Annotated in this window: 26 protein-coding genes; 8 read left to right on the top strand and 18 right to left on the bottom strand. The window is 55.2% G+C overall.

Features of this window, described 5'->3' with window-relative positions; all coding sequences use genetic code 11:
• Positions 1–6 precede the first annotated feature (6 nt).
• Positions 7–924, bottom strand: coding sequence for a quinoprotein relay system zinc metallohydrolase 2 (locus A1355_RS14480; RefSeq protein WP_064029357.1), 918 nt, complete (start codon positions 922–924; stop codon positions 7–9).
• A complete protein-coding gene (gene def, locus A1355_RS14475) occupies positions 924–1,460 on the bottom strand; it encodes a peptide deformylase (RefSeq protein WP_064029355.1) in 537 nt (178 codons plus the stop codon). Before def ends, A1355_RS14480 begins: the two co-directional genes overlap by 1 nt.
• 185 nt (positions 1,461–1,645) lie before the next feature.
• Here def and A1355_RS14470 point away from each other — a divergent pair, with 185 nt between their 5' ends.
• Positions 1,646–1,984: a hypothetical protein gene (locus A1355_RS14470; protein ID WP_064029353.1), complete on the top strand. Its 339-nt coding sequence runs from the start codon at positions 1,646–1,648 to the stop codon at positions 1,982–1,984.
• Between the two features lie 203 nt (positions 1,985–2,187).
• Here A1355_RS14470 and A1355_RS14465 read toward each other — a convergent pair whose 3' ends face one another.
• The 6 genes from A1355_RS14465 to A1355_RS14440 form a co-directional block, all read right to left on the bottom strand.
• Positions 2,188–2,511, bottom strand: a complete 324-nt coding sequence (locus tag A1355_RS14465) for a HesB/IscA family protein (protein WP_064029351.1) — start codon at positions 2,509–2,511, stop codon at positions 2,188–2,190.
• A 2-nt stretch (positions 2,512–2,513) separates the two neighbouring features.
• Positions 2,514–3,629 carry a cysteine desulfurase family protein gene (locus tag A1355_RS14460; protein WP_064029349.1) on the bottom strand — a complete coding sequence of 372 codons (1,116 nt, stop codon included), beginning with the start codon at positions 3,627–3,629 and terminating at the stop codon, positions 2,514–2,516.
• Complete coding sequence (iscR, locus tag A1355_RS14455) at positions 3,629–4,114, bottom strand: Fe-S cluster assembly transcriptional regulator IscR (protein WP_064029346.1); 486 nt, start codon at positions 4,112–4,114, stop codon at positions 3,629–3,631. The genes A1355_RS14460 and iscR overlap by 1 nt, the downstream gene beginning before the upstream one ends.
• 123 nt (positions 4,115–4,237) lie before the next feature.
• Complete coding sequence (locus A1355_RS14450; RefSeq protein ID WP_082885553.1) at positions 4,238–4,969, bottom strand: class I SAM-dependent methyltransferase; 732 nt, start codon at positions 4,967–4,969, stop codon at positions 4,238–4,240.
• A 37-nt stretch (positions 4,970–5,006) separates the two neighbouring features.
• Positions 5,007–5,756 carry a serine O-acetyltransferase gene (gene cysE, locus A1355_RS14445; protein ID WP_064029342.1) on the bottom strand — a complete coding sequence of 250 codons (750 nt, stop codon included), beginning with the start codon at positions 5,754–5,756 and terminating at the stop codon, positions 5,007–5,009.
• Positions 5,757–5,763: 7 nt separating this feature from the next.
• Entirely contained in the window at positions 5,764–6,492 is a 729-nt protein-coding gene (locus tag A1355_RS14440) for an RNA methyltransferase (protein ID WP_064029572.1), read from the bottom strand.
• A gap of 95 nt (positions 6,493–6,587) precedes the next feature.
• Between A1355_RS14440 and A1355_RS14435 the strand changes: the two genes are divergently transcribed.
• The 3 genes from A1355_RS14435 (at position 6,588) to A1355_RS14425 (ending at position 9,329) form a co-directional block, all read left to right on the top strand.
• Positions 6,588–7,382 (top strand): inositol monophosphatase family protein, encoded by a 795-nt coding sequence (locus A1355_RS14435; RefSeq protein WP_064029340.1) that lies wholly within the window; start codon positions 6,588–6,590, stop codon positions 7,380–7,382.
• An 87-nt stretch (positions 7,383–7,469) separates the two neighbouring features.
• Positions 7,470–8,378, top strand: a complete 909-nt coding sequence (locus A1355_RS14430; protein ID WP_064029338.1) for an NAD(P)-dependent methylenetetrahydromethanopterin dehydrogenase — start codon at positions 7,470–7,472, stop codon at positions 8,376–8,378.
• Positions 8,379–8,423: 45 nt separating this feature from the next.
• A complete protein-coding gene (locus A1355_RS14425; RefSeq protein WP_064029336.1) occupies positions 8,424–9,329 on the top strand; it encodes an NAD(P)-dependent methylenetetrahydromethanopterin dehydrogenase in 906 nt (301 codons plus the stop codon).
• Positions 9,330–9,354: 25 nt separating this feature from the next.
• Here the strand turns inward: A1355_RS14425 and A1355_RS14420 are convergent, their stop codons facing one another.
• Positions 9,355–9,993 carry a response regulator gene (locus tag A1355_RS14420; protein WP_064029334.1) on the bottom strand — a complete coding sequence of 213 codons (639 nt, stop codon included), beginning with the start codon at positions 9,991–9,993 and terminating at the stop codon, positions 9,355–9,357.
• A gap of 170 nt (positions 9,994–10,163) precedes the next feature.
• Here A1355_RS14420 and A1355_RS14415 point away from each other — a divergent pair, with 170 nt between their 5' ends.
• Entirely contained in the window at positions 10,164–11,915 is a 1,752-nt protein-coding gene (locus A1355_RS14415; protein ID WP_064029331.1) for a proline--tRNA ligase, read from the top strand.
• A gap of 80 nt (positions 11,916–11,995) precedes the next feature.
• On the opposite strand, the gene A1355_RS24645 is transcribed toward A1355_RS14415, so the two are convergent.
• Entirely contained in the window at positions 11,996–12,166 is a 171-nt protein-coding gene (locus A1355_RS24645) for a rubredoxin (RefSeq protein ID WP_082885552.1), read from the bottom strand.
• A 263-nt stretch (positions 12,167–12,429) separates the two neighbouring features.
• Between A1355_RS24645 and pepA the strand changes: the two genes are divergently transcribed.
• Entirely contained in the window at positions 12,430–13,248 is an 819-nt protein-coding gene (gene pepA / locus A1355_RS14410) for a flocculation-associated PEP-CTERM protein PepA (RefSeq protein WP_064029327.1), read from the top strand.
• A 33-nt stretch (positions 13,249–13,281) separates the two neighbouring features.
• On the opposite strand, the gene holA is transcribed toward pepA, so the two are convergent.
• Genes holA through leuS form a run of 3 tightly spaced genes read right to left on the bottom strand, consistent with a single transcriptional unit; the run spans position 13,282 to position 17,448 of the window.
• Positions 13,282–14,307 carry a DNA polymerase III subunit delta gene (gene holA, locus A1355_RS14405; protein WP_064029324.1) on the bottom strand — a complete coding sequence of 342 codons (1,026 nt, stop codon included), beginning with the start codon at positions 14,305–14,307 and terminating at the stop codon, positions 13,282–13,284.
• Positions 14,308–14,309: 2 nt separating this feature from the next.
• On the bottom strand, positions 14,310–14,819 hold the full coding sequence (gene lptE / locus A1355_RS14400; RefSeq protein ID WP_231883676.1) for an LPS assembly lipoprotein LptE: 510 nt from the start codon (positions 14,817–14,819) through the stop codon (positions 14,310–14,312).
• Complete coding sequence (gene leuS, locus A1355_RS14395) at positions 14,812–17,448, bottom strand: leucine--tRNA ligase (RefSeq protein ID WP_064029322.1); 2,637 nt, start codon at positions 17,446–17,448, stop codon at positions 14,812–14,814. Before leuS ends, lptE begins: the two co-directional genes overlap by 8 nt.
• A 91-nt stretch (positions 17,449–17,539) precedes the next feature.
• Between leuS and A1355_RS14390 the strand changes: the two genes are divergently transcribed.
• Entirely contained in the window at positions 17,540–18,028 is a 489-nt protein-coding gene (locus A1355_RS14390) for a zinc ribbon-containing protein (protein ID WP_064029317.1), read from the top strand.
• 58 nt (positions 18,029–18,086) lie between these two features.
• On the top strand, positions 18,087–18,860 hold the full coding sequence (locus A1355_RS14385) for a ParA family protein (RefSeq protein WP_064029315.1): 774 nt from the start codon (positions 18,087–18,089) through the stop codon (positions 18,858–18,860).
• Positions 18,861–18,934: 74 nt separating this feature from the next.
• Here A1355_RS14385 and A1355_RS14380 read toward each other — a convergent pair whose 3' ends face one another.
• The 5 genes from A1355_RS14380 to lnt all read right to left on the bottom strand — a co-directional run bounded on the left by A1355_RS14380 (position 18,935) and on the right by lnt (position 25,423).
• Positions 18,935–19,660 carry a PEP-CTERM sorting domain-containing protein gene (locus A1355_RS14380; RefSeq protein ID WP_157197897.1) on the bottom strand — a complete coding sequence of 242 codons (726 nt, stop codon included), beginning with the start codon at positions 19,658–19,660 and terminating at the stop codon, positions 18,935–18,937.
• Positions 19,661–19,793: 133 nt separating this feature from the next.
• Complete coding sequence (locus A1355_RS14375) at positions 19,794–21,233, bottom strand: alkaline phosphatase PhoX (RefSeq protein ID WP_064029313.1); 1,440 nt, start codon at positions 21,231–21,233, stop codon at positions 19,794–19,796.
• 281 nt (positions 21,234–21,514) lie between these two features.
• Positions 21,515–22,231, bottom strand: coding sequence for a hypothetical protein (locus A1355_RS14370; RefSeq protein ID WP_064029311.1), 717 nt, complete (start codon positions 22,229–22,231; stop codon positions 21,515–21,517).
• A 62-nt stretch (positions 22,232–22,293) separates the two neighbouring features.
• On the bottom strand, positions 22,294–23,811 hold the full coding sequence (locus A1355_RS14365; RefSeq protein ID WP_064029309.1) for an alkaline phosphatase: 1,518 nt from the start codon (positions 23,809–23,811) through the stop codon (positions 22,294–22,296).
• Between the two features lie 118 nt (positions 23,812–23,929).
• Positions 23,930–25,423, bottom strand: coding sequence for an apolipoprotein N-acyltransferase (lnt, locus tag A1355_RS14360; RefSeq protein ID WP_064029565.1), 1,494 nt, complete (start codon positions 25,421–25,423; stop codon positions 23,930–23,932).
• Between the last annotated feature and the right edge of the window lie 22 nt (positions 25,424–25,445).

The following is a 25,445-nucleotide window of genomic DNA, read 5'->3' as shown; positions in this document are numbered from 1 at the left end:
AATCAATCAGTCTTCCCATTCCAGCTCGGCGAAAGCGATGGTAACGTTTTTGCGATGGAACTGTTCGAACAATTGCCAACGGCTTTTTGCGGCCAATCCAGCCGAAGACACCGCCTGCTCCAATGTTTTGCCCTGCTTGATCATCGCTCTTAGCTCGTCGGACAGTTCGGCCAAATACCGTTTTTCCGGCTGCATGGCCGCAGGCCAATCGTTAACCAGGCGACCATGTCCTGGAATCACCAAGCGATAGCGACGATGCTCCAATCTTTCCAATTCGGCTAGCCAGCCCCTGATACTGCCATCAATGACTGGAATATGCTCCAAAAACAACAAATCGGCTAGCCACATAGTGCCTGTGTTTTTATCGTACACGCTAAGATCGTTATCGGTGTGCGCCGTTGGATGAGCTGTCAGCACAAGGTCACGATTCCCGAGGTTCAAGGTCATCGTATCCTTGACCTGCAAGTCCGGGGGTATGATATTGTCTTGATTGACGTGGATGTCCAGCACCTCTTCAGCCCGACTCAGGTAATGCTCGCCGCGGGTCGCCATGGCCCGCGCCAGTTTGTGATGACCGACGAAACGCACGCCCGGTTCGTCCTTGAAGGCAAGGTTGCCGTAGATGTGATCGGGATGCACATGGGTGTTGATCACATAGCAAATCGGTTTATCGGTAAGTTGTTTGACCGCGTCGCGCAGGGCAATTCCCTGCCGAGGGCTACCACCGCTATCGATCACCGCCACGCATTTGTCGCCGACGATAAACCCGATATTGGCGATCTCGCCATGGTTGGCTCGATCCGGCCAATGGTGCGCGGACAAGTGTACGTAAACCCCTGGAGCAACTTCGCTAACCGACAACGGCGTTGCCGCCCAGACACACACGCTCGTCAGCCAGCCGAAAATCATCCAAATTATTCTCATCACTCACCTTGCACCGCTACTCGATTGAAAAACTCTGCCTCGGAAATGATATCCCGATTGTTTTCGACCCGATCCAAATAGACCAAACCCAACAAGTGATCGAATTCGTGCTGAAACACTCTGGCCGGAAAGTCACGCAACGCCAGGCGTTGAGAGGCGCCATAAACGTCGCGATACCGAACATCAATGGATTGATAACGCGGCACGAGCGCACGAATACCGGGTACGCTCAAACAGCCTTCCCAATCCTTGCGCATTTCGGCATTAAGTACTTCGAACCCAGGATTGACCATCACCAATGGCGCCATTTCCGGTGCCCGCGGATAACGCGGTGTCGGCCGCGACGCAATAATCAAAACTTGCAGCGACACCCCCAATTGTGGCGCGGCGATTCCCACACCGCCTTCGGCGAGCATTGCCGACTGCATTTCCTCTAATAATTCGTGGAACTCGCTACTGGAAAAATCATCAACAGGCTGCGCTTGCCGACGCAGCACTTCGGAACCCAGCAGTTGAATTTGCGTGATTGGTTTCATGTCAGAATCGAAATGTCCGAACGTTAGCTTAACCTGTTGAGCGCGCAGTATATCGCTAATAGAGCTCGCCAACCCGTCTTTACATTACCGGGCATTTTTGTGATATTACTAAATAAGCTTGCGCCGACAATGCGGGTTTTGACTTAACAACCGCTTAATATGTATCGACTTTTCCAGGAGACTATATGAAAAAAATCCATAAAACCCCGTTCGCTATCGCCATCGGCGCATCCCTGTTGCCAACCTTGGGTATGAATGCGGCACAAGCCGAGAGCAATCCGTTCGCTTTAACCGATCTAGGCTCAGGGTACATGCTCACTGCTGAAGCCAAACCCGACGCGGCGGCGGATAAAATGAAGGATGGCTCTTGCGGTGAAGGCAAATGTGGCGCCGCAATGATGAAGAAAACCCCCGACAAAACCGCTACCGAAGGCAAATGCGCCGGAAACAAACCTGCGGCATCCGGGGACAAAGCCGCCGAAGGCAAAAAAATGGAAGGTAATTGCGGCGCTAACATGAAATAACGCCGCTTCTAGCGCCCGCCCAAGTGCGCGGGCGCTTTACCCCCGAAAGGGGTCAGCTTTAGAAAATATTCCTTGAACTTTGGACTAAAATTTTTTCGGCTGAATCAAACTCATCGAAAAGCAACGCACTTGGTACTCCAAATTGCGCTCAATCAGCAATACCGGAAAAACAAACACCTTCCAGAACGTTTTTAGCGCATCGCTCAAACGGCAAAGCTTTCACCGCAACCACACGTGGCCTTGACGTTGGGATTCAAAAATTTAAAGGTTTCGTTAAAGCCTTCCCGAACGTAGTCCAGGACGATACCGTCCAATTTATCTAAATCAATACGCTTGACCAACAGTTTGACACCGAACTGATCGAAAACCAACTCGTCAGCCTCGGCTTGATCGGCATAATCCAACACATAGGCGTAGCCCGAACACCCCGAAGCCTTCACACCCAGCCGCAACCCTAGCCCAGAACCACGCTTCTCGAGCTGTTTGCGAATTTGTTTGGCGGCGTTTTCCGTGACTTGAACAGTCATAATTAGTACTCCCGATTCAATGCAAGCGCCGACTTTAAGCCGGCAATAAATTCGTCGATTTGCGCTTCGTTATTGTCTTTACCCAAGCTAACCCGAATCGCGGACCGGGCATACAACGGCTCGACAGCCATCGCAGTCAGCACCGGACTGATGACCTCGGAGCCAGCCGAACAGGCCGATCCGCTCGACACCGCGATATTGAGTTTGTCTAAATGCATCAGTAACATTTCGCCGTTGACGCCGGCGATGCCGAACTGAACAGTATTCGCGAGGCGGTCCGAGTGTTCGGCAAATATTTTGACGCCAGGGACCTTGCTTAATTCGGCCTCCAGACGCCGCCTAAGTTCCCGAACCCGCCCAATGCGCTGATCCAGTTCCTTTTTCGCCAGCTCGGCGGCCTTACCGAAACCGACTATCGCGGCAACGTTCTCGGTACCGGCTCGTCGCCCGGACTCCTGTTCGCCACCCCGCTGCCAAGCACGAAAGTGATAATCGGCGGCAACCACCAAGGCTCCACACCCCTTAGGCCCGTAGATTTTATGGCTGGAAAGACTCATTAACTTCACGCCCAATTTCCGAAACGAAATCGGCATCTTGCCGAGGGCCTGCACGGCGTCGGTATGAACCGCCACACCGCGCTCCGCCAATAGATCGGCAATCGTTGCCACCGGCTGGATTGCACCGGTTTCGTTATTGGCCAGCATCAGCGACGCCAAATCGCCGGATTGCCAAGTCATCGCCGTTATCGCATCGACTTTCACGGTGCCGCTAGCACTGACCGGCAAAACCTGCACATCACGAAACAGACGCCGGTGATGGTCGGCGTTTTCGAAGATCGACGGGTGTTCGATTGCAGAGATCGCCAAGCCGCACTCCCAAGCATTCACCAGCGCTAATGCGTTTGCCTCGGTGCCGCCGCTGGTAAAGACAATCTGGTCCGGCTCGGCATCCACCAAAGCAGCGACTTGATTTCTCGCACTGTCGATCGCGCTTCGTGCCATGCGTCCAAGCTTGTAAAGACTGGACGGATTGCCGTACATCGCATTCAGGTACGGCTGCATGGCTTCAGACACTCGTTCGTCGCAACGCGTGGTCGCGTTGTGATCGAAATAAATCATTAAGCGCTGAGTTTTTCCTTGATCGGCTGCATATCAATGACGTGCTCAACCTGCCGAGCTTGGCGTTTTGCGACTTCCCCGACCAGGTCACGCTCCAACAACTGGCCAAGGCTGATTTCCTTCAAATATTCGCGAATCTGCTCGCTGAGCCCCATCCACAAATCATGCGTCAGACAAGGCTGATCATTGTGACAATTTGCTTTGCCGCCGCACTTAGTGGAATCAACCGGCTCGTCGACCGCCTCAATGATGTCCGCGATATTGATTTCGCGAGCGTTGCGACTCAAGGTATAGCCGCCGCCTGGGCCACGCACGCCTTTGACCATTCCGGCCTTGCGCAAGCGCGCGAACAATTGTTCAAGGTAGGACAGCGAAATGGTTTGACGGGTCGCGATATCAGTCAGCGTCACCGGGTTGGACTGACTGTGGTACGCCAAATCCAACATCGCCGTCACTGCATAACGTCCTTTAGTAGTTAGCCGCATGGTAAACCCCTTACAAATTAATGATTATTGTAAACGCGACTATAAATAAACCCAGTAAAACGGTCAAGTATTCTACATAAGAATGCATTTTTGGCAGTCTACTCTCCGAAACTCAAGGCACATTTAATGAGGCTTGCTAGCCGAAACTTGATAACTGAAAGGCATAAAATCGTTGTCGTAAGCCAGCCATGAGAGAACTTTGGCTGCCAGGTTGATGATTACAACGAAAAACGGAATCACCAGAATCAATGGCATTAAAGGACTTTTCCTCGAAACCCAATCCCAGGCGACTTTGCTGATCGCGATGTTTGTGAGCAAACCGGCGGTCTCCATTGGCGTACCGACCGCTAAGCATTGTTCAACCACCAACCCGTAGCGTTGAAGAAGATTAGAAATACCGTGTCGGCTAAGCCGCGTAAAATCGCGTGGTTCGTCATGCAGTGGGTACAGAAAAGGCACTTGAATCAATAACCGACCGCCGGGCTTTAAAATCCTGGCGATTTCCTCAATCGCATGATCGACAGAATCCAAATGCTCTAGGACATCCAGCAACAACGCGACATCGACACTCTTTGTCGCAATCGGTAGCCGGCCGGCGTCGGCAAATATATCCGGTGCTGTTCGGTACCACTCCGTTGCGGTTTCAGGATAATCGAGCCCAACGTAATGGCAATTCCCCGGCAAAAATCGCTCGGGCCAACAACCGGCGCAACCGATATCCAACACAATGCCATCGCCCCCGAAGCCTTTCAACCACTCGATCAACTTGAGATTACGGCCACAAACCAACCACTGCGGATGCAGTGGCGTGTGCAAGAGGGGCTGCAATGCTTTCTTAATGTCTCTTAAAATCATTAAGACAAATCCTCAACACAGCCAAACAAAGGATCTTTCATTGCTGATCCTTGATTTCGCAAGCCTGCAAATTCGACGCGGCTTGTTCTCTACATTCGACACCGGAGGCGCGCAATCGCTCGCGCATTTCTTCCACCTGCTTATCCAATTGGTGAATGTGATCCAGCATCAGGTTGATGGCGTTCGCGATCGGGTCCGGCATGTCGCCGGTCGCACCATAGGCATCGAAACCCATTTTCTGAGCCATCGCGTCGCGATTGGCCCGTTGCTTGGACTTCGAGTCAATCAAATGCGCCGGAATCCCAACCACGGTAACCCCCGGCGGCACCGACTTGACGACGACTGAATTAGAACCCACCCTGGCACCTTCGCCAATCTCAATCGGGCCTAGAACCTTGGCGCCAGCCCCAATCACTACGCCATTCGCCAAGGTCGGATGTCGCTTGCCCTTGCTCCAACTGGTGCCACCCAAGGTCACGCCGTGGTACAAAGTGCAGTCGTCACCGATCACCGCAGTCTCGCCGATTACCACGCCCATGCCGTGATCTATGAAAAACCGCCGCCCGATTTTCGCTCCAGGGTGAATTTCGATGCCGGTTAACCAGCGCGCCAAAAACGACAAATACCTGGCCAACCAGCGAAAACCGTTCAGCCACAGCCAATGGCCGCAGCGGTGGATCAACACCGCATGAAATCCCGGATAGGTCGTGACGACTTCGAAAACCGACTGCGCGGCGGGGTCGCGGGCGAACACACAGTGGATGTCTTCTTTGAGTCTGGCAAACATTGTGGGCTCACTTAGCGTTATGGTTTTGCGAGAAGCGCAAAATGCCTCTCAAGATATCCAACTCCTTGGTGTCGAGTTGGGCGCGGTTGAACAGGCGTCGCAAACGGCGCATGATGGATCTTGAGCGTTCAGGATGCAGGAATCCGATATCTGCCATCGTCTGCAACAGATGCTCGTAAAATCCTTCCATTTGTTCCGCGCTGGCCAGGGGCTCCTCTCCTTGATCGCCGACTCCACTCCGGTGTTGGCGTCCGGAGGCGACGTATAATTCATAGCAAGCGACTTGCACGGCCGCCGCGAGATTTAATGAACTGTAGTCCGGGTTACACGGAATCCTCAGCAAGTAATGGCAAAGATCCAGCTCCTGGTTCGTCAAACCGGAGTTTTCCCGGCCGAACACCAGCGCGACATTTTGATCGGCCGCCGCCGCTCCACCCCAGCGTTCGGCCATTTCCCTGGCTACCACGGTCGGCCAACTGATGGTTCTATCGCGCGCGCTGGCCCCCAACACCAATTGGCAGTCGGCTATCGCCTCGCTCAAGCCGGTGTAGACTTCGGCGCGCCGGAGCACGTCGTCGGCCCCCGAGGCTCTAGCCGTGGCATCCGCATGAGGGAAATATTTGGGGGCCACCAAGCGTAATTCAAACATTTCCATGTTTTTCATCGCTCGCGCCACGGCGCCAATATTGCCGGGATGCGAGGTTTCCACCAACACGACCTTAAAATTCGACAACAACATCCATTCCCCGGCCGACTAAAAAACCGGCGATTCTAACAAAACATTTGTTATTCTATCGCGGTTTTCCAACTGCTCATTACCAATCCGCTCCCATGCATCCGATGCTTAACATAGCCGTCCGCGCCGCGCGGAGTGCCGGCGATTTGATCCAACGCTCGTCGCAAAACATCGAGAAACTCGCTGTCAACCAAAAAAGCCGCAACGACTACGCCTCGGAAGTCGACCGAGCCGCCGAACAAGAAATCATTAAAATCATACGGGCTGCCTTCCCGGAGCACGCCATTCTGGCCGAGGAAAGCGGCGAGCACAAAGGTAACGATTACGTCTGGGTCATCGATCCGCTCGACGGCACCACCAATTATTTACACGGCTTTCCTCAGTACGCGGTGTCCATCGCGTTAAAAAACAAGAACAAGCTGGAATTGGGCGTGATTTACGACCCGGTTCGGGACGAGTTGTTTACCGCCGAACGCGGCGGCGGCGCGATGTTAAACAACCGGCGCATCCGCGTCACCAAACAAAATTCGATGCGCGGCGCGCTGATAGGCACCGGTTTTCCGTTTAAAACCATGGAAAATATAGAACCCTATCTGGGCATGTTTCGCGCCGTTTGCGCCGATTCTGCCGGTATCCGCCGCGCCGGCGCGGCCGCGCTGGACATGGCCTACGTGGCCTGCGGCCGCCTGGATGCGTATTGGGAAATCGGCGTCAAGGAATGGGACATCGCGGCCGGCGTGTTGCTGGTTCAGGAGGCCGGCGGCGTCGCGACCGACTTCTCCTTTAACGACAAATACTTACAATCCGGAAACATCATCACCGGCAATCCGAAGATGCACCAGTTGATGTACGCCGCGATCGAACCGCACGTGCCGCCGCACTTGAAATAGTACGAACTTCGGCAATTCACCTAGAATTGTTATCCCAAACTCTTTTTCATATACTAACCGGCTAACATTCATATACCAGAGGCCATCATGGAAAAACCTTTTATTCTGCACATGCTGACCACAGCCAAAAATTTGAGCCCGTTCGACGTCAATATGGCGATGGACGCCGGCTGGATTTCAGCAGTGCCTTATATCAATGTCGAACCGAGCGAAGTCAGAGGATTGGTTCAAGACGCGATATTTTCCCGCAGCCCGAAAGGCTTGTTGCGCACCGCGATTTTCATTGGCGGACGCGAAACCAAACAAGCAATGGATATGCTGAAAAGTGCGAAAAACTCCATGGTGCCGCCGTTTGAAGTCTCGGTATTCGCCGATCCTAGCGGCGCATTTACCACTGCCGCCGGCATGGTCGCCGCCGTCGAAAAAGAATTGGCGGACAAGTTCGATACCACGCTGGAAGGCAAAAATGTGCTGGCTCTGGGCGGCACGGGACCGGTCGGCCAAGCCGCCGCCGTAATTGCCGCGCAAGCCGGTGCCAACGTTCGGATCATTGGCCGGCAATTGGACCGGGCCGAACGCACCGCCGAACTATGCAGCGAAGAATTCGGCGACGGCAAGATCACAATCTCGGCGGGCGCCGACGCCGATAAAGCCGAATACATGCAGACCGCCGATGTAGTGTTTGCCACAGGCGCGGCCGGCATAGAATTGCTCAGCGCGGAATTGATTGCCAAAGCCCCGCAATTGAAAGTTGCCGCCGATGTGAACGCGGTACCCCCGGCCGGTATCGCCGGCGTCGACGCTTTCGACAACGGGAAACCGCTGGCCGGTTCTATCAGCGGAGCAGTCGGTATCGGCGCGCTGGCGATCGGCAACATCAAATACCAAGCGCAAAGCCGCTTATTGAAACGTATGTTGGAAAGCGATCAACCGTTGTTCCTGCACTTTGAACACGCGTTCGATGTCGCGCGCGAGTTCATTAAATCGACAAACTAACAGCGCTGGTCATCATGTCCGCCTATCACCAAGGGTAAGGTAACAATGCCGAAACGCAGCATACTCCACATGTTCGACCCGATGCCAAACAACAGCCCGTTTGACATCAACATGGCACTCGACGCGGGTTTTGATGTGCTAATGCCCTACTCCAACGTCAAACTGGAAAACATCCACAACCTGACGCAGGATGTGATCTTTTCCAGAGGACCGTCCGGCGTCAAGAAAACCGCGATTTTCATCGGTGGCCGAGACATGGGCATGGCGATCGATATGCTTCAAGCGTGCAAACCGGCGATGGTGCCGCCGTTTCAGGTATCGGTGTTTGCCGACCCTAGCGGCGCATGCACCACGGCGGCGGCCCTGGTGGCTTGTGTCGAAAAAGCCTTGAAAACCCAACACGGCAAGGAATTGAAAGATTGCAAAGCCCTGGTTTTCGGCGGCACCGGTCCGGTCGGCATTGCCACCGGCGTGTTGGCCTCAACCCACGGCGCCGAAACCGTACTGGTGGATCACTTGTCTGTGGACAGCGCTAAAGATGCCACCAAGCAGTACAATCGACGCTTCGGCGCAAAAATGACGGCTGCGGTGGCACGTAACGACGAAGAAAAGTCGGCGTTAATCGAAAGTGCCGATATCATCTTTTGTACAGCCAAGGCCGGAATCCGGGTAGTCAGCGCCAATGTGCTGGCCAACGCCAAGCAGTTGAAAGTCGCCGGAGACGTGAACGCGGTTCCACCATCCGGTATCGAAGGCGTTGCTCCCAACGATACTTCCGTACCACTTTCAGCTGCGGCGCAATCCGCTGGAGCGATTGGCGTCGGCGCGCTCGCGATCGGCAACATCAAATATCAGTTGCAAAGAGAGCTATTGAAGTTGCTCTTGGAATCCGAACAACCGGTCTTTCTCGACTTCCGGGATGCGTTCGATAAAGCGCGCGGCTTGGTCTGACCCCGGATTCCACTAATATTGGCAATCAAACGCCGTCCAAATAGTCATATTTGACGGCGAGCCTGGTCAGCTCCACATCGTTCTTGATTCCCAATTTACCGTACAAACGATAGCGGTAGGTATTGATCGTCTTGTCGTTGATTTTCAATAACGCCGACATTTCCTGAATACTTTTACCGCTCAGTATCAGGCGAGCCACCTCGGCTTCCCGAGAAGACAGTTGCAAAAAAGGTGATGGGTTGGCGCCTGGTAACAACTGAAACGCCAAATTACTGGCGACATCTTGACACAAGTAGCGCTTACCGGACGCCACCGCCTTAATCGCCGCCACCATCTCCGCTGTCGACGAGCCTTTGGAGACAAAACCGACCACTCCCAATTTCAGTAATTGTTGAGGAATCGGGCCATCGTTATGCACCGATACTCCAATGATTCTGATTTGCGGATTCGCTGCCAGAATACGTCGACACGCTTCAACGCCGCCCATTCCCGGCATATTGATATCCATCAGAATCACGTCGGGCGGATCCGTCTCAACTACTTTCAGCGCCTGCTCGCCGCAATTGCAGACCGCTACAACCGCAATGTCCGTTTCCGCCGACAACAACGCCTGAATACCGCTCCTAACCAACTCATGATCATCAACCAGCAAGACTTTAATCATTTTTCCCTTTCGTTCCCGGTGAGATTTTTTATTTTTTCAAGTTTCCCAAATTTCGGCGGTCGCGGCAATGCCAAGCCCCCTTACAGTGATCGCGAAATCGGCGAACCTTGTCGTCGTTCGCCAATTTAAACGTTAAAATAGACGATTTGTTAATTACTTCGAAGGCCGCCATGCGTACTAGCCAATTTCCCCTCAGCACCGTTAAAGAAACACCGGCCGACGCCGAAATTGCCAGCCACAAACTGATGATCCGGGCAGGATTGATTCGTAAACTGGCGGCGGGCATTTACACATGGCTACCGTTGGGCCTGCGCATTTTACGCAAGGTTGAACAAATTACCCGCGAGGAAATGAATAAATCCGGCGCGCTGGAGGTACTGATGCCGGCGTTGCAACCTGCGGAACTTTGGCAGGAAACCGGTCGCTGGGAAAAATACGGCCCGGAATTGGCGCGGATGAAAGACCGCCACGACCGGGATTTCTGCCTGGGCCCGACGCACGAGGAGATTATCACCGATCTGGCCCGCCACGAGTTGAAAAGCTACAAACAACTGCCGGTGACCTACTATCAAATCCAAACCAAATTTCGCGACGAAATCCGTCCGCGTTTCGGCGTGATGCGCTCCCGGGAATTCGTCATGAAGGACGCCTATTCCTTCCACCTGGATCAAACGTCCTTGCAGCAGACCTACGACGTGATGTACCAAACCTATACCAACATCTTCAACCGATTCGGCCTGAAATTCCGGGCCGTGATGGCCGATTCCGGCGCGATCGGCGGGGCAGTTTCTCATGAGTTCCACGTGCTGGCCGATTCCGGCGAGGATGCGATTGCCTTTTCGACCGAAAGCGAATACGCGGCGAATGTCGAAAAGGCCGAAACGATAAGACCCGCGCTGAACAGACCCGCACCCGAAAAAACATTCGAAAAAACGGCCACCCCCGGCAAGAAAACCATTGCCGAGGTCAGCGAGTTTCTGAGCGTGTCGCCGGAAAAGATCCTGAAAACATTGGTCGTAACTCATAAAGGTAACGAGTTGTTCGGCAATCCCAAAGACTTCCACTATTTAGTCTTGTTGCGCGGCGACCACGAACTGAACGAAATCAAATTGAACAAAATCATCGGCGCCTTCGACTTCGCCACCGATACCGTAATCGAAACCCATCTAGGCTGCCGGCCTGGGTATATCGGCCCGATTACCGAAGGTCACAAACTGTTTCCTGGGCCTATAACCGCCATCATTGCAGATTTCGCCGTCGAAAACCTTAGCGACTTCGTCTGCGGTGCAAACGAAGCCGGATTCCATTACACCGGCGTCAACTGGGAGCGCGACTGTCCGCTGAACGGCATCGAATTCCGCGACATTCGCCAAGTCGTCGACGGCGATCCCAGTCCGGACGGCAAGGGAACGCTGACCATAGCCCGGGGCATAGAAGTCGGCCACATCTTCCAGCTTGGCGGCAAATACAGCGAAGCCATGCAAGCCGCCGTGGTCAACGAAGCCGGCAAGAACCAAACGATAATAATGGGTTGCTACGGCATCGGAGTATCTCGGGTAGTCGCCGCCGCCATCGAGCAAGGCCACGACGAGCGCGGTATTATCTGGCCCAAGGAATTGGCGCCGTTTCAGGTCGCGATCTGTCCGATGAATATGTATAAATCCGACCGATTGCGCGATACCGTCGAACAAATCTACCAAGACTTGCTTGCGGCCGGCATCGAAGTCTTGTTGGACGACAGAAAAGTACGAGCCGGTTTCATGTTCTCGGACATGGAATTGATCGGTATTCCGCACCGTGTCGTCATCGGCGACCGCGGCCTGGATAGCGGCAGCGTCGAGTACCAAGGCCGAGGGGAAGCCGCGAGCCAGGATGTGGCGATGCGGGACCTCGTCGACTTTATCAAAGCCAAGCTGGCCTGAGTCCTACAAAAAAGGGCGCCGTCGCGCCCTTTTTCGGTGCCGACCGCCGCAAATACCACGGCGGTCCAATTGCTGAACCGCTATTTCATCAGCGTAAACATTACTTTGATCGCGCCGCATTTCGGACAACCCCAATCGTCCGGTACATCTTCCCAAAGGGTTCCTGGTGCAATGCCGCTTTTTGGATCACCCAGTTTTTCGTCATAAATGTGGCCGCAAGTTTTACACTTGTACCTTCTAAACTCTGCCATAAGTAAGTCCTCGTCTGTTTACGGTTATTCAAGTCCGGACATTCTAGCCCAAGCGACCGGCCGAAAAAACCTCGAAAACAACCCGGTTAAAACGCCACAAAACTCACCCAGCTTCCTAGCTAACTTCACACAAATTTTCGTGATGGTTTTTCTATCTCGAACTGTAAAACATATTTCCTTGGTCTTAGAACTGTAATTTGCATTGATTCACAAAAAGCGTTATAAAAATCCGGGGGGACATTAATTTTAAACAGAGGTACTAGATGAAAACGTTCAAACACACCATCCTCGTCACCGGACTCCTGATGACATCCCCGCTCGCCTTTGCTAACTCATGGGTAGGGACAGCCGATTACTCCCAGGCTGTCGGTAGCGACGGATTCGAAGATACTGTAGCTCAGTTCGACACCTATGATTTTGGCTTGGGAGTAGCCTTGGTTAAGTTTTCTCCTACATCCGCAACAACCGGTACCATGCAAGGCTGGTATCAATCAGCGGTTGTTTCGCACTCATTCGATTTTGGAACAGTCGCGGCGCCTAATCTTAATTCCACTGGTTCGGGATCGGGTTACGAATTGACCGCCATTGCGACGTTTTCAGGGAGCTACGTCAATAATGGCAGTACCCAAACGTTTACTATAGACACTGGTAACGTCGGCCTTTATTTCGACACAAATCCAGATTTTAATTTCACCACGGACTCTGGGTTCAGCAACGGGTCGGCTATCCTTTACGGTAGTATTGCGAGTGGCGAAGGAAGCGTCAAAATTACCGGCAACAATTCTGGCTCAGGATACCAGGACATGAGTCTTTCCTTCACAGGCGGACTTAACGGTTACGACCACAATGTGTATTCTCCAGACACCATAGCCGGGGGCGATGCAATCTTTACTATCAAAACCAAAGGCGTGTCTATCTTGACATCGATCAACAGTGTACAAGGCGAAAGCAAAGTTGGTGGGGCGTTATTTGCCTCAGACGGCAACCTACAGCTTACCGCCGTTCCAGTTCCAGCCGCAGTCTGGATGTTCGGTACCGGCTTGCTGGCTCTAATGGCCGGCGGCAAACGCAAACTCGCTTAATCCGCAAAACCAAAACCGCCGCCAGTTTCCAAATTAGGCGGCGGTTCCGGTTCTTAAAGGCTTTACCCAGAGCCGGCAAATTTCGAATAACCCTTCCCACTCGTCGCCAGTGACTTGGCCTTTGACGCGGGCGTCGGTTGCCGCGCAAGCCAACAGAATGGCTCGCAATTCGGCCGGTTTGATTCGAACCATGGCCTCTTGAACGCCTTGCTTACGTTTGTCCCAAACCTGGTATTTTTTGAAGGTCGCCTCGGACAATCCACCGACCTTGGCTTCGCTGTGAAGATGCCAAAGCAATCTCGCTTCGCGGCTAATCGCCCACAACACCACGGGAGCCGCGACGCCCTCCGCGCGCAATGCCTGCAATATTCTGACCGCGCGATTCAGCTTGCCCGCCGATAGCGCCTCGACCAACTTAAAGACATCGAAGCGCGAGCTGTCGGCGACATCGCCCTCGATTGCCGCTTTGTCTATCGTGACAGCCCCATGCAGTATGAAGAGTTTTTCGATTTCCTGAGCCGCCGCCAACAGGTTGCCCTCTACCCTGGACGCCAATAGTCTAACGGCCTCGCTGCTCAGATGCATCCCTCTGCGTTCGGCCCGACGTTGCAACCATTGCAAAAACTCTTGACCTTGCAGCGGCCAAACCTGCACCACGACGCCGATGTTTTCTAGGGCCTGAAACCACTGCGACTTCGATGAAGCCGCTTCCAGTTTCCCGGCGCTAATCAGTAAAATCGTATCGTCGGGGCGCTTCTTGCAATACTCGACCAAAACCTTGCCGCCCTCGATACCCGGCTTGGCGGACGGCAATCGCAAATCAATCAGTTTCTTGTCGGAGAATATCGACAGGGATTCCGCTTCGGCCATCAAAAGCGGCCACTCGTTACCGGTTTCCACCGACACCACTTCGCGAGTCGTATAGCCCGCCCGCCGAGCGGCGGCGCGGACCTCGTCGGCCGCCTCGCCCACCTGCAACGGCTCGTCGCCGCCGACCCAATAAACCGGCGCCAGATTTTTTTGCAATGCGCCGGCAAGCTGATCGACCTTCAAGCGCATCGCTATTTTTTCTGATTGTCGACGGCTATCCTGGCCCTAGCCAACAACATACGGGCGACTTGCTTGTACATCTCGGAGCGGATCAATTGTTCCTCGTTGGTCTTCGCCAAGATCGCGGTTTGGTCGTTGAAAAACTCGCGACTCATCTCGATGGTCTGCTCTTCCATCAACGGTTTTTCCTGGTTATCGTACATCTGGAAGCGCAAATAATATTCCAGCTCCGATTCGTTGGATTTACCGGTCGAGCCGATAGACAGAGTCCGGCGGCGCATGTCTTCCTTCAATACCTTAATCACGACGCCCGCATCGTTCGGCGAACCCACGATCTTACCTTTAGACGCGCGCACGATGGACTGCATCTGGTTTTGCAGCTGCGACGACGCGCCGAAGATGTAAACGTTCTTCATCGCTTCCGGCATATCGACCGAGCCACGTAAATGATAACCGCAGCCGGTCATACCCGCCGAGATCAGAAGAATGCCGGCCAACAGCCGAAAGCTGAACTTAAACAACGATATTCACCAATTTACCGGGCACAACGATCAGCTTTTTGATCGGTTTACCCTCCAAAAAGCGTTGCACGTTGGCATCCGCCAAAGCCAGCACCTCGACTTGCTCTTTAGTCGCCGCAGCCGCTACCGACAATTTGCCGCGCAGCTTGCCGTTGACCTGCACCACCATTTCGATGCTGTCCTGCACCAATGCCGATTCGTCGACGTCCGGCCATGAAGCGACGACGATGTCGCTATCGCGACCCAATTCGTTCCAAAGCTGTTGTGCCGCGTGAGGAATGATCGGCGCCAGCATCAACACGATCGCTTCCAATACTTCCTGACGCACCGCCCGACCGTTAACGCTGTCATCCTCGAATTTGTTCAGCGCATTGAGCAGCTCCATGTTCACGGCAATCGCGGTGTTGAAGGTGTGGCGGCGCGCCATGTCGTCGCCGACTTTTTGTAAAGCCTGATGCAACTGACGGCGCAGGGCTTTTTGATCTTCGTTTAGCGCGGCTTTGTCTAGGGCGATCGAAGGCAAGCCGGCTTCGACGTGCAGATACACTTGTCGCCACAAACGCTTCAGGAAGCGAAACGCGCCTTCGACGCCGGCGTCGTTCCATTCCAAGGATTGGTCCGGCGGCGATGTAAACATCGTATACAAGCGTACCGTGTCGGCGCCGTATTTGTCGATCAACACCTGCGGATCGACGCCGTTGTTCTTGGACTTGGACATCTTCTCGATCGCGCCGACCGTGACCGGCGAACCGTCTTCCAGCAATTTGGCGCCGACGATTTTGCCTTTGGCGTCGCGCTCGACTTCGATTTGGGTCAAGTTGAAATACTTTTTATGGCCGTGTTCGTCGTGCTGATAAAAGGTCTCGGCGACAACCATGCCTTGGGTCAGCAGGTTTTTGAACGGCTCGTCGCAGACGATCAAACCTTCATCGCGCAGCAATTTGGTGTAGAAGCGCGCATACAGCAAATGCAAGATTGCGTGCTCGATGCCGCCGATATAATGATCGACCGGCAACCAGTAGTTGGCGCGTTGATCCAGCATCGCGGTATCGCACTCTTGACTGGCGTAGCGGGCGAAGTACCAGGACGACTCCATGAAGGTATCGAAGGTATCGGTCTCGCGCCGCGCCGGTTTGCCGCATTTCGGGCAATCGGCATGCGGAAAGGTCGGATGCGCGGCCAGCGGCGATTGCGAGCCGTCCAGCACCACGTCGCGCGGCAGGGTTACCGGCAATTGCTCGTCCGGCACCGGCACAGTGCCGCAGTCGTCGCAGTAAATCACCGGAATCGGCGCGCCCCAGTAACGTTGGCGGGATACGCCCCAGTCGCGCAATCTGAAGTTGGTTTTACGCTCGCCTTTGTCGAGGCCTGCCAGTTTGGCGGCGATGGCGTCGAAGGCTTCTGCGAAATTCAAACCGTCGAATTCGCCGGAGTTTTTCAAGACGCCTTTGTCGGTAAAAGCCTTGTCGGCCACGCTGTCGTCGCTACCGTCGGCGGATGCTATGACTTCCTTGATCGCAATATCGTATTTCTTGGCGAATTCGTAGTCGCGCTGGTCATGAGCCGGCACCGACATCACCGCGCCGGTGCCGTAGCTCATCAACACGAAGTTGGCGATCCATATCGGCACCGATTCGCCAGTCAAAGGATGAATGGCTTGGTAACCGGAAGCGATACCGCGCTTTTCCATCGTCTCCATCGCCGCTTCCGAGGTTTCCATCTGCTTGCAGGATTCGATGAAGGCGGCGATGTCGGCATTGGTTTCGGCGGCTTTCAACGCGAGCGGGTGTTCCGCAGCGACCGCGACATAAGTCACGCCCATCACCGTGTCGGGCCGAGTGGTATAGATACGGATCGGCGACTCGAAACCCTCATCGGCGCTTGTTCCCGACAGCGCTCTACCTTCCGCATCCCTGCAGTCGACCGCAAAATCCATCTCCACGCCTTCGGAACGGCCTATCCAGTTGGCCTGCATCGTCCGCACCTGTTCGGGCCAGCCCGGCAATTTTTGCAAGTCGTCGAGCAGCTCCTGGGCGTAAGCGGTGATTTTCAAAAACCACTGCGAGATTTCCTTCTTCTCGACCGGCGTGTCGCAGCGCCAGCAGCAACCGTCGATGACCTGTTCGTTGGCCAGTACGGTTTGATCGTGCGGGCACCAGTTAACTGGCGCGGTTTTCTTATAAACCAGATCTTTTTCCAGCAAACGGATGAAGAACCACTGCTCCCAACGGTAATAGTCCGGATCGCAAGTCGCCAGCTCGCGGCTCCAGTCGTAACCGAAGCCCAAACGTTTGAGCTGATCGCGCATGTAGTCGATATTGGAATAGGTCCAATCGGCCGGATGCACCTTGTTCTGCATCGCGGCGTTTTCCGCCGGCAAGCCGAAGGCGTCCCAGCCCATCGGTTGCAACACATGTTTGCCTTGCATGCGCTGAAAGCGGCTGATGACGTCGCCTATCGTGTAATTGCGCACGTGGCCCATGTGCAGCTTGCCGCTGGGATAGGGAAACATCGACAGACAGTAATACTTTTCCTTGCCGGTGTTCTCGACAGCCGTGAAAACCCCGGATTTTTCCCACTCGGCTTGGACTTTTTGTTCGATGGCCGTGGGGTTGTAATGCTCTTCCATCCTGTTCGTCTTATGCTATAAAAAGGCGCTAGAATACCTTAGAGGCGGGTAAATCCAAAGCCTCAAATCACTATAACAACCGGGAGCAACCATGGGCGAAAGCAAACTGACCAAAGCGTACGACGATCTGATGGGCCATCTCTACGAAGCAATGGACGATACCCTGCATACGGTCGCCGACGCATTGGAAATCGCCAAGGAAAAAACCAGCGAACTGGGCGGCCATACCCAAGAGGAAATCAATAAAATCGCCGATTACGTGATGCGCGACGTCGAACACGTCGCCGCCTCGCCGCAACGGGAAGACCGAAACGACTCATGGTCGGAGTGGCTAAAGTTCGACCTCGAGCTGATCGAAAACTTCGCGCTCGACGCCTTTATGAGCATCGCCGACAAAACCCGCGTCAAACTGGCGGCGCTGGAAATGGAAGCCAAGCAATACCACCCCTATCAAAGCGGCGACGTCACCGGCCCCGGCACCTTCGTCTGCGATGCCTGCGGCAAGCAAATCGCCTTCAAATCGACCAGCGTGCTGCCCGATTGTCCCGAATGCAAGGGCACCCGGTTCTCACGCTGTTGATATTACAAGCGTTAACCTTATAATGCGGGCTTTTATTTGCTAACTGTCGAGGGTAATCATGCGCAGGGTGATTTTCAATCAGAAGGGCGGCGTGGGCAAATCCACGATCACCTGCAATCTCGCGGCCATCAGCGCCGTGGAAGGCAAAAAAACCCTGGTCATCGACCTCGACATTCAGGGCAACTCCACACAGTATCTGCTGGGCGCCAAAGTCGGCGACCCGGATAAGACTATCGCTCATTTCTTTAAAGACAATCTGGGACTGGGCCTATTCGGCGGCGGCAAGGAAGGCCTGGAAAGCGCGATACACGAAACCCCGTTTCCGAACCTGTATGTCATCCCCTCTCATCCGGATCTGGAAGCATTGCAAGGCCGCTTGGAATCGCGTTACAAAATCTTCAAGTTGAAGGAAGCGCTGGAAAAGCTGGAAGGCTTCGAACATATTTATATCGATACGCCGCCGGTGTTGAATTTTTACAGCCAATCCGCGCTGATCGCGGCCGAAAAATGCCTGATTCCGTTCGATTGCGACACCTTCGCCCGTGAAGCGCTGTACACCTTGATGCGGGCGATCGCCGAGGTCAAGGCCGACCACAACGACAAATTGGAAATCGAAGGCATCGTGGTCAACCAATACCAAAAACAAGCCAACCTGCCCCGCCAGCTCGTCGAGGAATTGATCGCCGAAGGTCTGCCGGTGTTGGAAACCAAGATATCGACCTCGGTCAAAGTCCGCGAATCGCACTCGGACGCCCAACCATTAATCCATTACGCGCCCAGCCATAAATTAACCGAAGAGTATCGGGCGCTGCATAGTGAAATTCATAAATAAGCCGGCGCTCAACAAAAAAAGCCTCGTTTAACCGAGGCTTTTTTGCTTGCTAACAGCGGGTTTACGACAGGCGATCAAGCCTTGCGACGCGCGCCGCCGAGCAGACCAATCAGAGCCGAACCGAACAGCCAAACCGCGCCCGGCACCGGTACCGCCGCAATTTCACTGCCCGATACGGTAACCATATCAAAGCGCCAGGTACCGGCGGCCCCGTAGGTTTTGGTCGCATCGGATGCCAGATAGCCAGTGCCGCCCGGCGCGAATGCCGCGACGATACGCACACCAAAAAGAGGATTATCGGCAACGCCAGCGATTGCGCTGAAATCCACGCTACGGCCGTTAAACCAAGTGTCGCCGGCATTGCCGTCGAATTGAGCAACATCGTTCCAGATAGAACCGTCCAGGGTGTATTGCACTTGTTCGTAACGAGAGCTGGTGTTGCTATGCCGCAGATCGTAGCTGACCGTAATATTCTCGAAGCCCAGCGTGCTTACCAAGTATTGCGTGCCGCGGGTTTTGTTGCCGACCGATTGCGCTGCGTAGCCGGTGGTTTGCCAGCCGCTATCGTCACCGCTCGACGGGTCCGACGAGCCGCCGCTGGCATCGCCACTGCTAAAACTGCCGGTGACGCCCAACAATGTCGCGCCGCCAATACCGACTGCGGGCGTGGTAACACCGGTCCCGGTGGCAGCGTCGGCCGGATCGGAATTGAAATTCCACTGGGTCATCACCGCGGCTTCGGCGCTGGGGCCAACCGATAATGCGCCGAGCACGGCCATCATTTTGAATCCAAATTTCATATCGTTTCTCTGCTTGAAATGCCGGCCAATTCCCGGCTATCCACCTGAAGGCACGGATCACCGGGTAGCGACCGGAGTGTTAACGGGCGGTGGAGATTAAGACTGAGCGGGCCTCCCTGCCCGCTCACGAGAATCAGCCCCGGCGGCGCAAGCCGATCAGGCCTGCGATGGCCGAACCGAACAACCAAACCGCGCCAGGAACCGGCACCGCGTTGATTTGCATCGTACGGTCCACGCCGCTGGCTGGATGTTGAATGTTGACGTACGCAACATTCGGGTTGAACTTATCGAAATACAAACCGGTAAACTCGGAACCCGTAGTACCGTTCGACGCCCAACGCGCCAAGCCTTCGCCGGCATCCAGCAAATCGCCGTCCTTGTTGATGTCCTTAGCGAACCAGATATCGTCATCCACCGCGCCATCGCGATCTTCGATGATATAGATATTTCCCTCGGCGTCGATCGCCAGATTGTCGGCATTCCGCAAGCCACCGCCGACTGCTAAACCGGTCGCCAAATCGATAGTGTTGGAATCGGCAAACAAGCTCAACGACTGTGTCGCCACGTTGAAATTGTAAATGCGGCTACGGCCGTCGGTGGTATTCGCGTTGGTATCGGAATCGGTGGTCGTGAAGTAGATCAACTGATTTCCGCCCAAGTTTTGAAATTCCAAGTCCTCGGGACGATTGAAGCCGGTCGCCAATACATCGTTATCGTCGGCGGAAGCGCGGCCGTCGATGGTGCCGTCGCTGGCCAATACCGACACGCCGGCCAGAACGCCGCCGTTGACATCGGTGATCGCTTCCCAAGAGAACGCTCCGGTAATCGCTGGTCCGTTATTGCCTTCGAATTGTCCGCCGACACCGACCTTCATGACGAAGGTTTGACCAGCCGAGAAGAAATCGTCGCCGTTATCGGCAAGCGGGTTGGCTGAAACATATTTGTAGATCGATCCGCCATTCAACTCGTCGACGAAATACAGGTTGTTGCCGTTATCGAACGCCAAACCTTCGTGAGATACGCGGGGCAGAATGCTACGTTGCACGAAGGTGCCGCCGTTTGCTGTCGCGGTGGTCGGATTAGTTACTTCGAATAAGCGACCTTTACTGCTGCCACTTCCCCAAGACTCCTCGGCGGTCAAATAGCCACCCCACGGCGCCCAACGAGATGCATCGCCGGAGACAAAATCCTGGGTTCCGGACGCCACGATGGTGGTGGTACGCGTGTTGTAGTTCGCATCGTGCAAATCGATACGTTGCACCCCGCCCGCGCCGGTTTCGAACGGCATGAACAAATATCGGCCGGCGTTCGGGCCGGTTTCGTTGGCGGTAATCATGTCCCAGTTGCCGCTATTGCTCTGGCCTTGCGCCAGTTGCGTCGAACGGTCGGCAATCGAAACCTGGGTAAAGTTAGGGCTAGACAACGTAATCGGTGACGCCTCGTTAGCGGCAGGGCCAGCGGAAGCGGTCAACGGCGTAAAATTATCGAACGCCGTTTCCGCGGCGTTAGCCGCAAGCGGCGATATCAGAGACGCCACGGCAGCAGCGATCAGGGTCAATCTAAACTCTTTCATAATCAAATTCCTTTAGTGCGGGTCGTTGGTTTTTTTCAAAAAGCAAGAGGCGGCCTGTCGCCCTTGCGGAAAAGATGTTAACCAGCACACAAGAAATTCAAGTTTCAGTTCGGTTAAGATTTGATGAAACGTATTACACCACCCTTGCCAAAACGCTAATCCGGTCTAACGAACCAAATACTCCCATTGCACCTCGAAAGTAGCGGTTTAACCAAGCTCGCGGTGTGCCGAATCTACGACAGACCGCCAACCGCCCTCCCCTGATTACCGAACTCATCCATTTAATGCTCGTGATGATGGCCGCCTTTCAGCGTCGGTAAGATCGATTTGACAAAAGGATCGCCCTCCTTATCGCCGAGATCGGCATAGTCTGTGTGTCCGTAGTCCTCGTCGCGCAGTTCCGGCCAGGGCGCTTGTCCAGTCGGGTATAGTGCCGCCAAACGGGTGACTAACAGATGACCGCGCTCCTGGCGTCGAATCAGTGCCGGCAGTTGTTCCCGGTTCAACCACAAAAGTTCTTCGATTTCGCCCTGACCCGACCGGTATCGCAAGGCGACCCGTCCCAGCGCGGATTCCTCGCCGTCCGCCTGTAAGCCACCGAGCTCGGCGGGACTAAGCAAGGTGGCGACCGCCCGCCAATCGGGCACCGCCGCCAGGGCTTTCAAATCGCCCGGCTGATAGTCGATGGTTTGGCGTTGACCGTGGAATACTTTTTGATAAGCGATGTCGCCGCCGGCCAGCCGTCGCCAAACTTCGCCGCTGTCGTCGCTCAGATTGTGGGTTTCCACCCGATCAGCGTGGCGGACAAAACGCCAACGATACACTCGCGTCGTCTCGTCACCGTGCGTGTCGGTTTCGAGTACTTCGGTTTCGAATTCGGCCGCCAGCGGCGGCATCGCCTCCACCGCCTGAATTTGCAAAGGGCTCGGCAACTGGGATTGACATGCGGTCAAGCTCATCAGCAAAACCGAGCAAACGGAAAATACGGTTTTCAACATCGGTACTCCAAACATAAAAAAGGGGCGCCGGTTGGCGCCCCTACAACGCAGTCAACCAACGCTTACTGGCCGACAGGCAATTTCAGCGCCCGCGCCATCACGTGGTAGATGTAGCTCTGTTCTTGCACACCATGGAACAGATGAGCTTTCGGGCCGTAAGCGTAAATCGCAACGTCCTCGCCGGCATGGGTTTCGCTAGCCATCGGTATCGCGGCTTCCTGCAAGAAGTCCGGATGCGATGTATCGACGTCTGTCAAATCCGGGCGGGGGTTGGGACCACGGTAGCCGGGGCCGTTGGCGTAACCCAGCGTCGTATAAGGTAAACCGTTGCTGTCCTTGGCGAAGACCGTCGCGCCCGGTTCCTTGACCAATCCGGTAATTGGATTGCCGCGTCCCGGATAGCCGGCGATGGTAAAGGTGTGGCTATGGTCAGCGGTGACGACGATGAGCGTATCCTTGGCGTCGGTTTTTTCGACGGCCTTGCGCACCGCATTGGATAACTCGACGGTATCCGCCAGCGCCCGGTAAGCGTTACCGGCGTGGTGAGCGTGGTCAATACGGCCGGCCTCCACCATCAGCACGTAACCTTTACGGTTTTTCGACAGAATATCGATGGCTTTTTCGGTCATTTCGGTTAGCGAAGGTTCGCCACCGGTGTCGTTGGCTCGATCGGTTTCGTACTCCATGTGCGAACGTTCAAACAGCCCCAACAGATGATCGGTGCTTTTCGCGTCCACCGCATCGAAACCGGTTTTATCGTAAACATAAGCGGATTTGGCGTAGTGGCTCAGCCATTGCTGAGTCAGATCCAAGCCGTCCTTGCGACCGCCCTTGCTGGCGGTGTCTTCCGGGTCGGTCTGGGTATTGGGTAGGAACATGCTACGACCGCCGCCCATCGCGACTTCCAGGCCGTCGCCGTAGCTGAAATTGACCAATTGCTTGGCAATATCGCTGACAGTGGCGTCGGCCGGCATTTGCGCGTCGGACTCCCAATCCCGCTCGGACGTGTGCGCATAGCAAGCAGCCGGAGTAGCGTGGGTAATCCGAGCCGTCGAGACGATACCGGTGGACAGGCCGCGCTCCTCGGCCTGCTCCAACAGGGTTTTGACTTTGTATTGGTTAACGACTTCCGCGCTTCTCTCCTTACGCGCGACTTCCATGCTGACCGACAACTCACCGTCGTTGGTCTTGACGCCGGTGATCATCGCGGTCATTGTCGGCGCCGAGTCGGAAGTTTGCTGATTGACACTGTAGGTTTTCGACAAAGCCATGTAGGGCGCTTTTTCGAAACTCAGCAGATTTTCCTCGCCACCGCGATTGTCGGCCTTACCTTGGCCTTCGAAAATGCGGGCCGCGGTCACGGTCGAGATGCCCATGCCGTCGCCGACAAACAGAATTACGTTCTTGGCGTGACGATCGATCGGTTGCAGGTCTTCGGCGACGCGAATGCTGTGCTGGCCGTTTTGCCGCCAATAGTCGGCATTTTCGACCGTGGTTTCGGCGACCGCCGCGACGGATAGAGTCAACAACGCGGCTGCCAGACCGGCCGACAGCAACGATAAAGGGTGGGGGTTGCGCATGGAATGTCCTCGGGGGCGAATAGCGGCGCCTCGCCTAGCGCCTTGGTTTTTGGAAGCGGCGAATCGGTTAACGTCCGCCAGCCTAAAGCCGGAATGAGAAAGTACCGTGACAGACTGGTTACGGTTTTATGACAAGCCACCCTATCTTTAGCGCCCCCACCCCAGCCACTAACACCGCCAACACCCATACGTCCCCGAAGCGCGCGTAGGGCGTGACGCCGCGCATCGGCACGATGTCGGCGGTCACTGTGGTAGCGGTAAAGCTCGGCGCGACGGAGAGTATGCGGCCGTCGGGGCCGACGAAGCCGGTCACGCCGGTGTTGGTGGCTCGGACCAAATAGCGGCCGGTTTCCAGGGCTCGCATCCGCGCCATTTGCAGGTGCTGATACGGTTGAGCGGAATCGCCGAACCATGCGTCGTTGGTCAGATTGACGATGTAGGCGGCGTCGGCGATTTGGCGGGCTACCAATTCGCCGAAGGCGTCTTCGTAGCAAATGGTGGTCACAAATCGATAGCCGCCGGCCGACAGCAATGGCTGGCGGTCGGCGCCGGCGGCAAAGTCGCCGAGCGGTATCGCCATTAGGTCCAAGATCCAGCCGGACAGGGGTTGTAGCGGCAAATACTCGCCGAACGGCAGTAAATGATGTTTATGATAGAGCTGCTGGTTCTCGCCCAAGGCCAGCACGCTATTGTAATAGTGTTTTCCCTGTCCGCCGCTGGGCAGTCCCAACACCAGTTCGGTGCCGTGGCGCAGCGCATCGGCGCGCAAGGGCTCGATAAATTCCGCTTGCACTTCGTTTAAAAAGGCCGGCACCGCTGTTTCCGGCCAAATCACCACGTCCGAATCCCAATGCGCTTCGGTTAAATCCCGGTAGAGGCTCAAAGTGCCGGCGCGTTGATCGATGTCCCATTTTCGATCCTGGCCGACATTGCCTTGCACCAAAGTCACCTTAAACGGCGCGCCGGCCGGCTCGGTCCAGGCCACGCCGCGCAAAACCGCTCCACCCGACCACATCAGCAATACCACCGGCAAACCTCGCCGCCAAGGGATCGTCCCGGCAACGATCTCCACCCAGGCGAACGCCGACAGCGCGAGCAAAAACCCCACGCCGTAGACGCCGACGATCGGCGCGTAGCCGGCCAACGGCGTATCCGACTGCGCATAGCCTATCAACAACCAAGGAAAGCCGTTTAGCAAGCAGTCGCCGCGCAAATATTCGACCACGACCCACACCGCCGCGAATAGCGTCGCTCGGCTCCATGCCTTGGCACCGGCGTTGAACTTGACCGCTAGGTAGCCCGCCAAGGCCGGAAAAACCGCCCACGCCCCGATTAACAAGCCGGTCAACGCCGTAGCGGCGGCGGGTTCGGCGTCACCGAAATCGTGGATACTGATGTAAACCCACCACAGACCGCTACCAAACAGACCTAGACCGAATCCGTAACCCAGTACGGCGGCACGCTTCGCGGATCGGTCCAGCCAAGTCCAGTACAGTAAAGCCAGCGCCGGCAAGGCCAGCCAGGGCAGATCGTAGGGAGAAAACGCCAAGGTCAGCGCCGCGCCGGCCGTCGGCGCGATCAAGTAGGCGGTCCATCGGGGAAGTTGGGACATGGAATGGGTTTCGACGCAAATG

Source organism: Methylomonas koyamae, assembly GCF_001644025.1.
GTDB classification, from domain to species: Bacteria; Pseudomonadota; Gammaproteobacteria; order Methylococcales; family Methylomonadaceae; genus Methylomonas; species Methylomonas koyamae_A.
The sequence above is the reverse complement of the archived record's forward strand: the minus strand, read 5'-3'. Positions and strand labels throughout refer to the sequence as shown.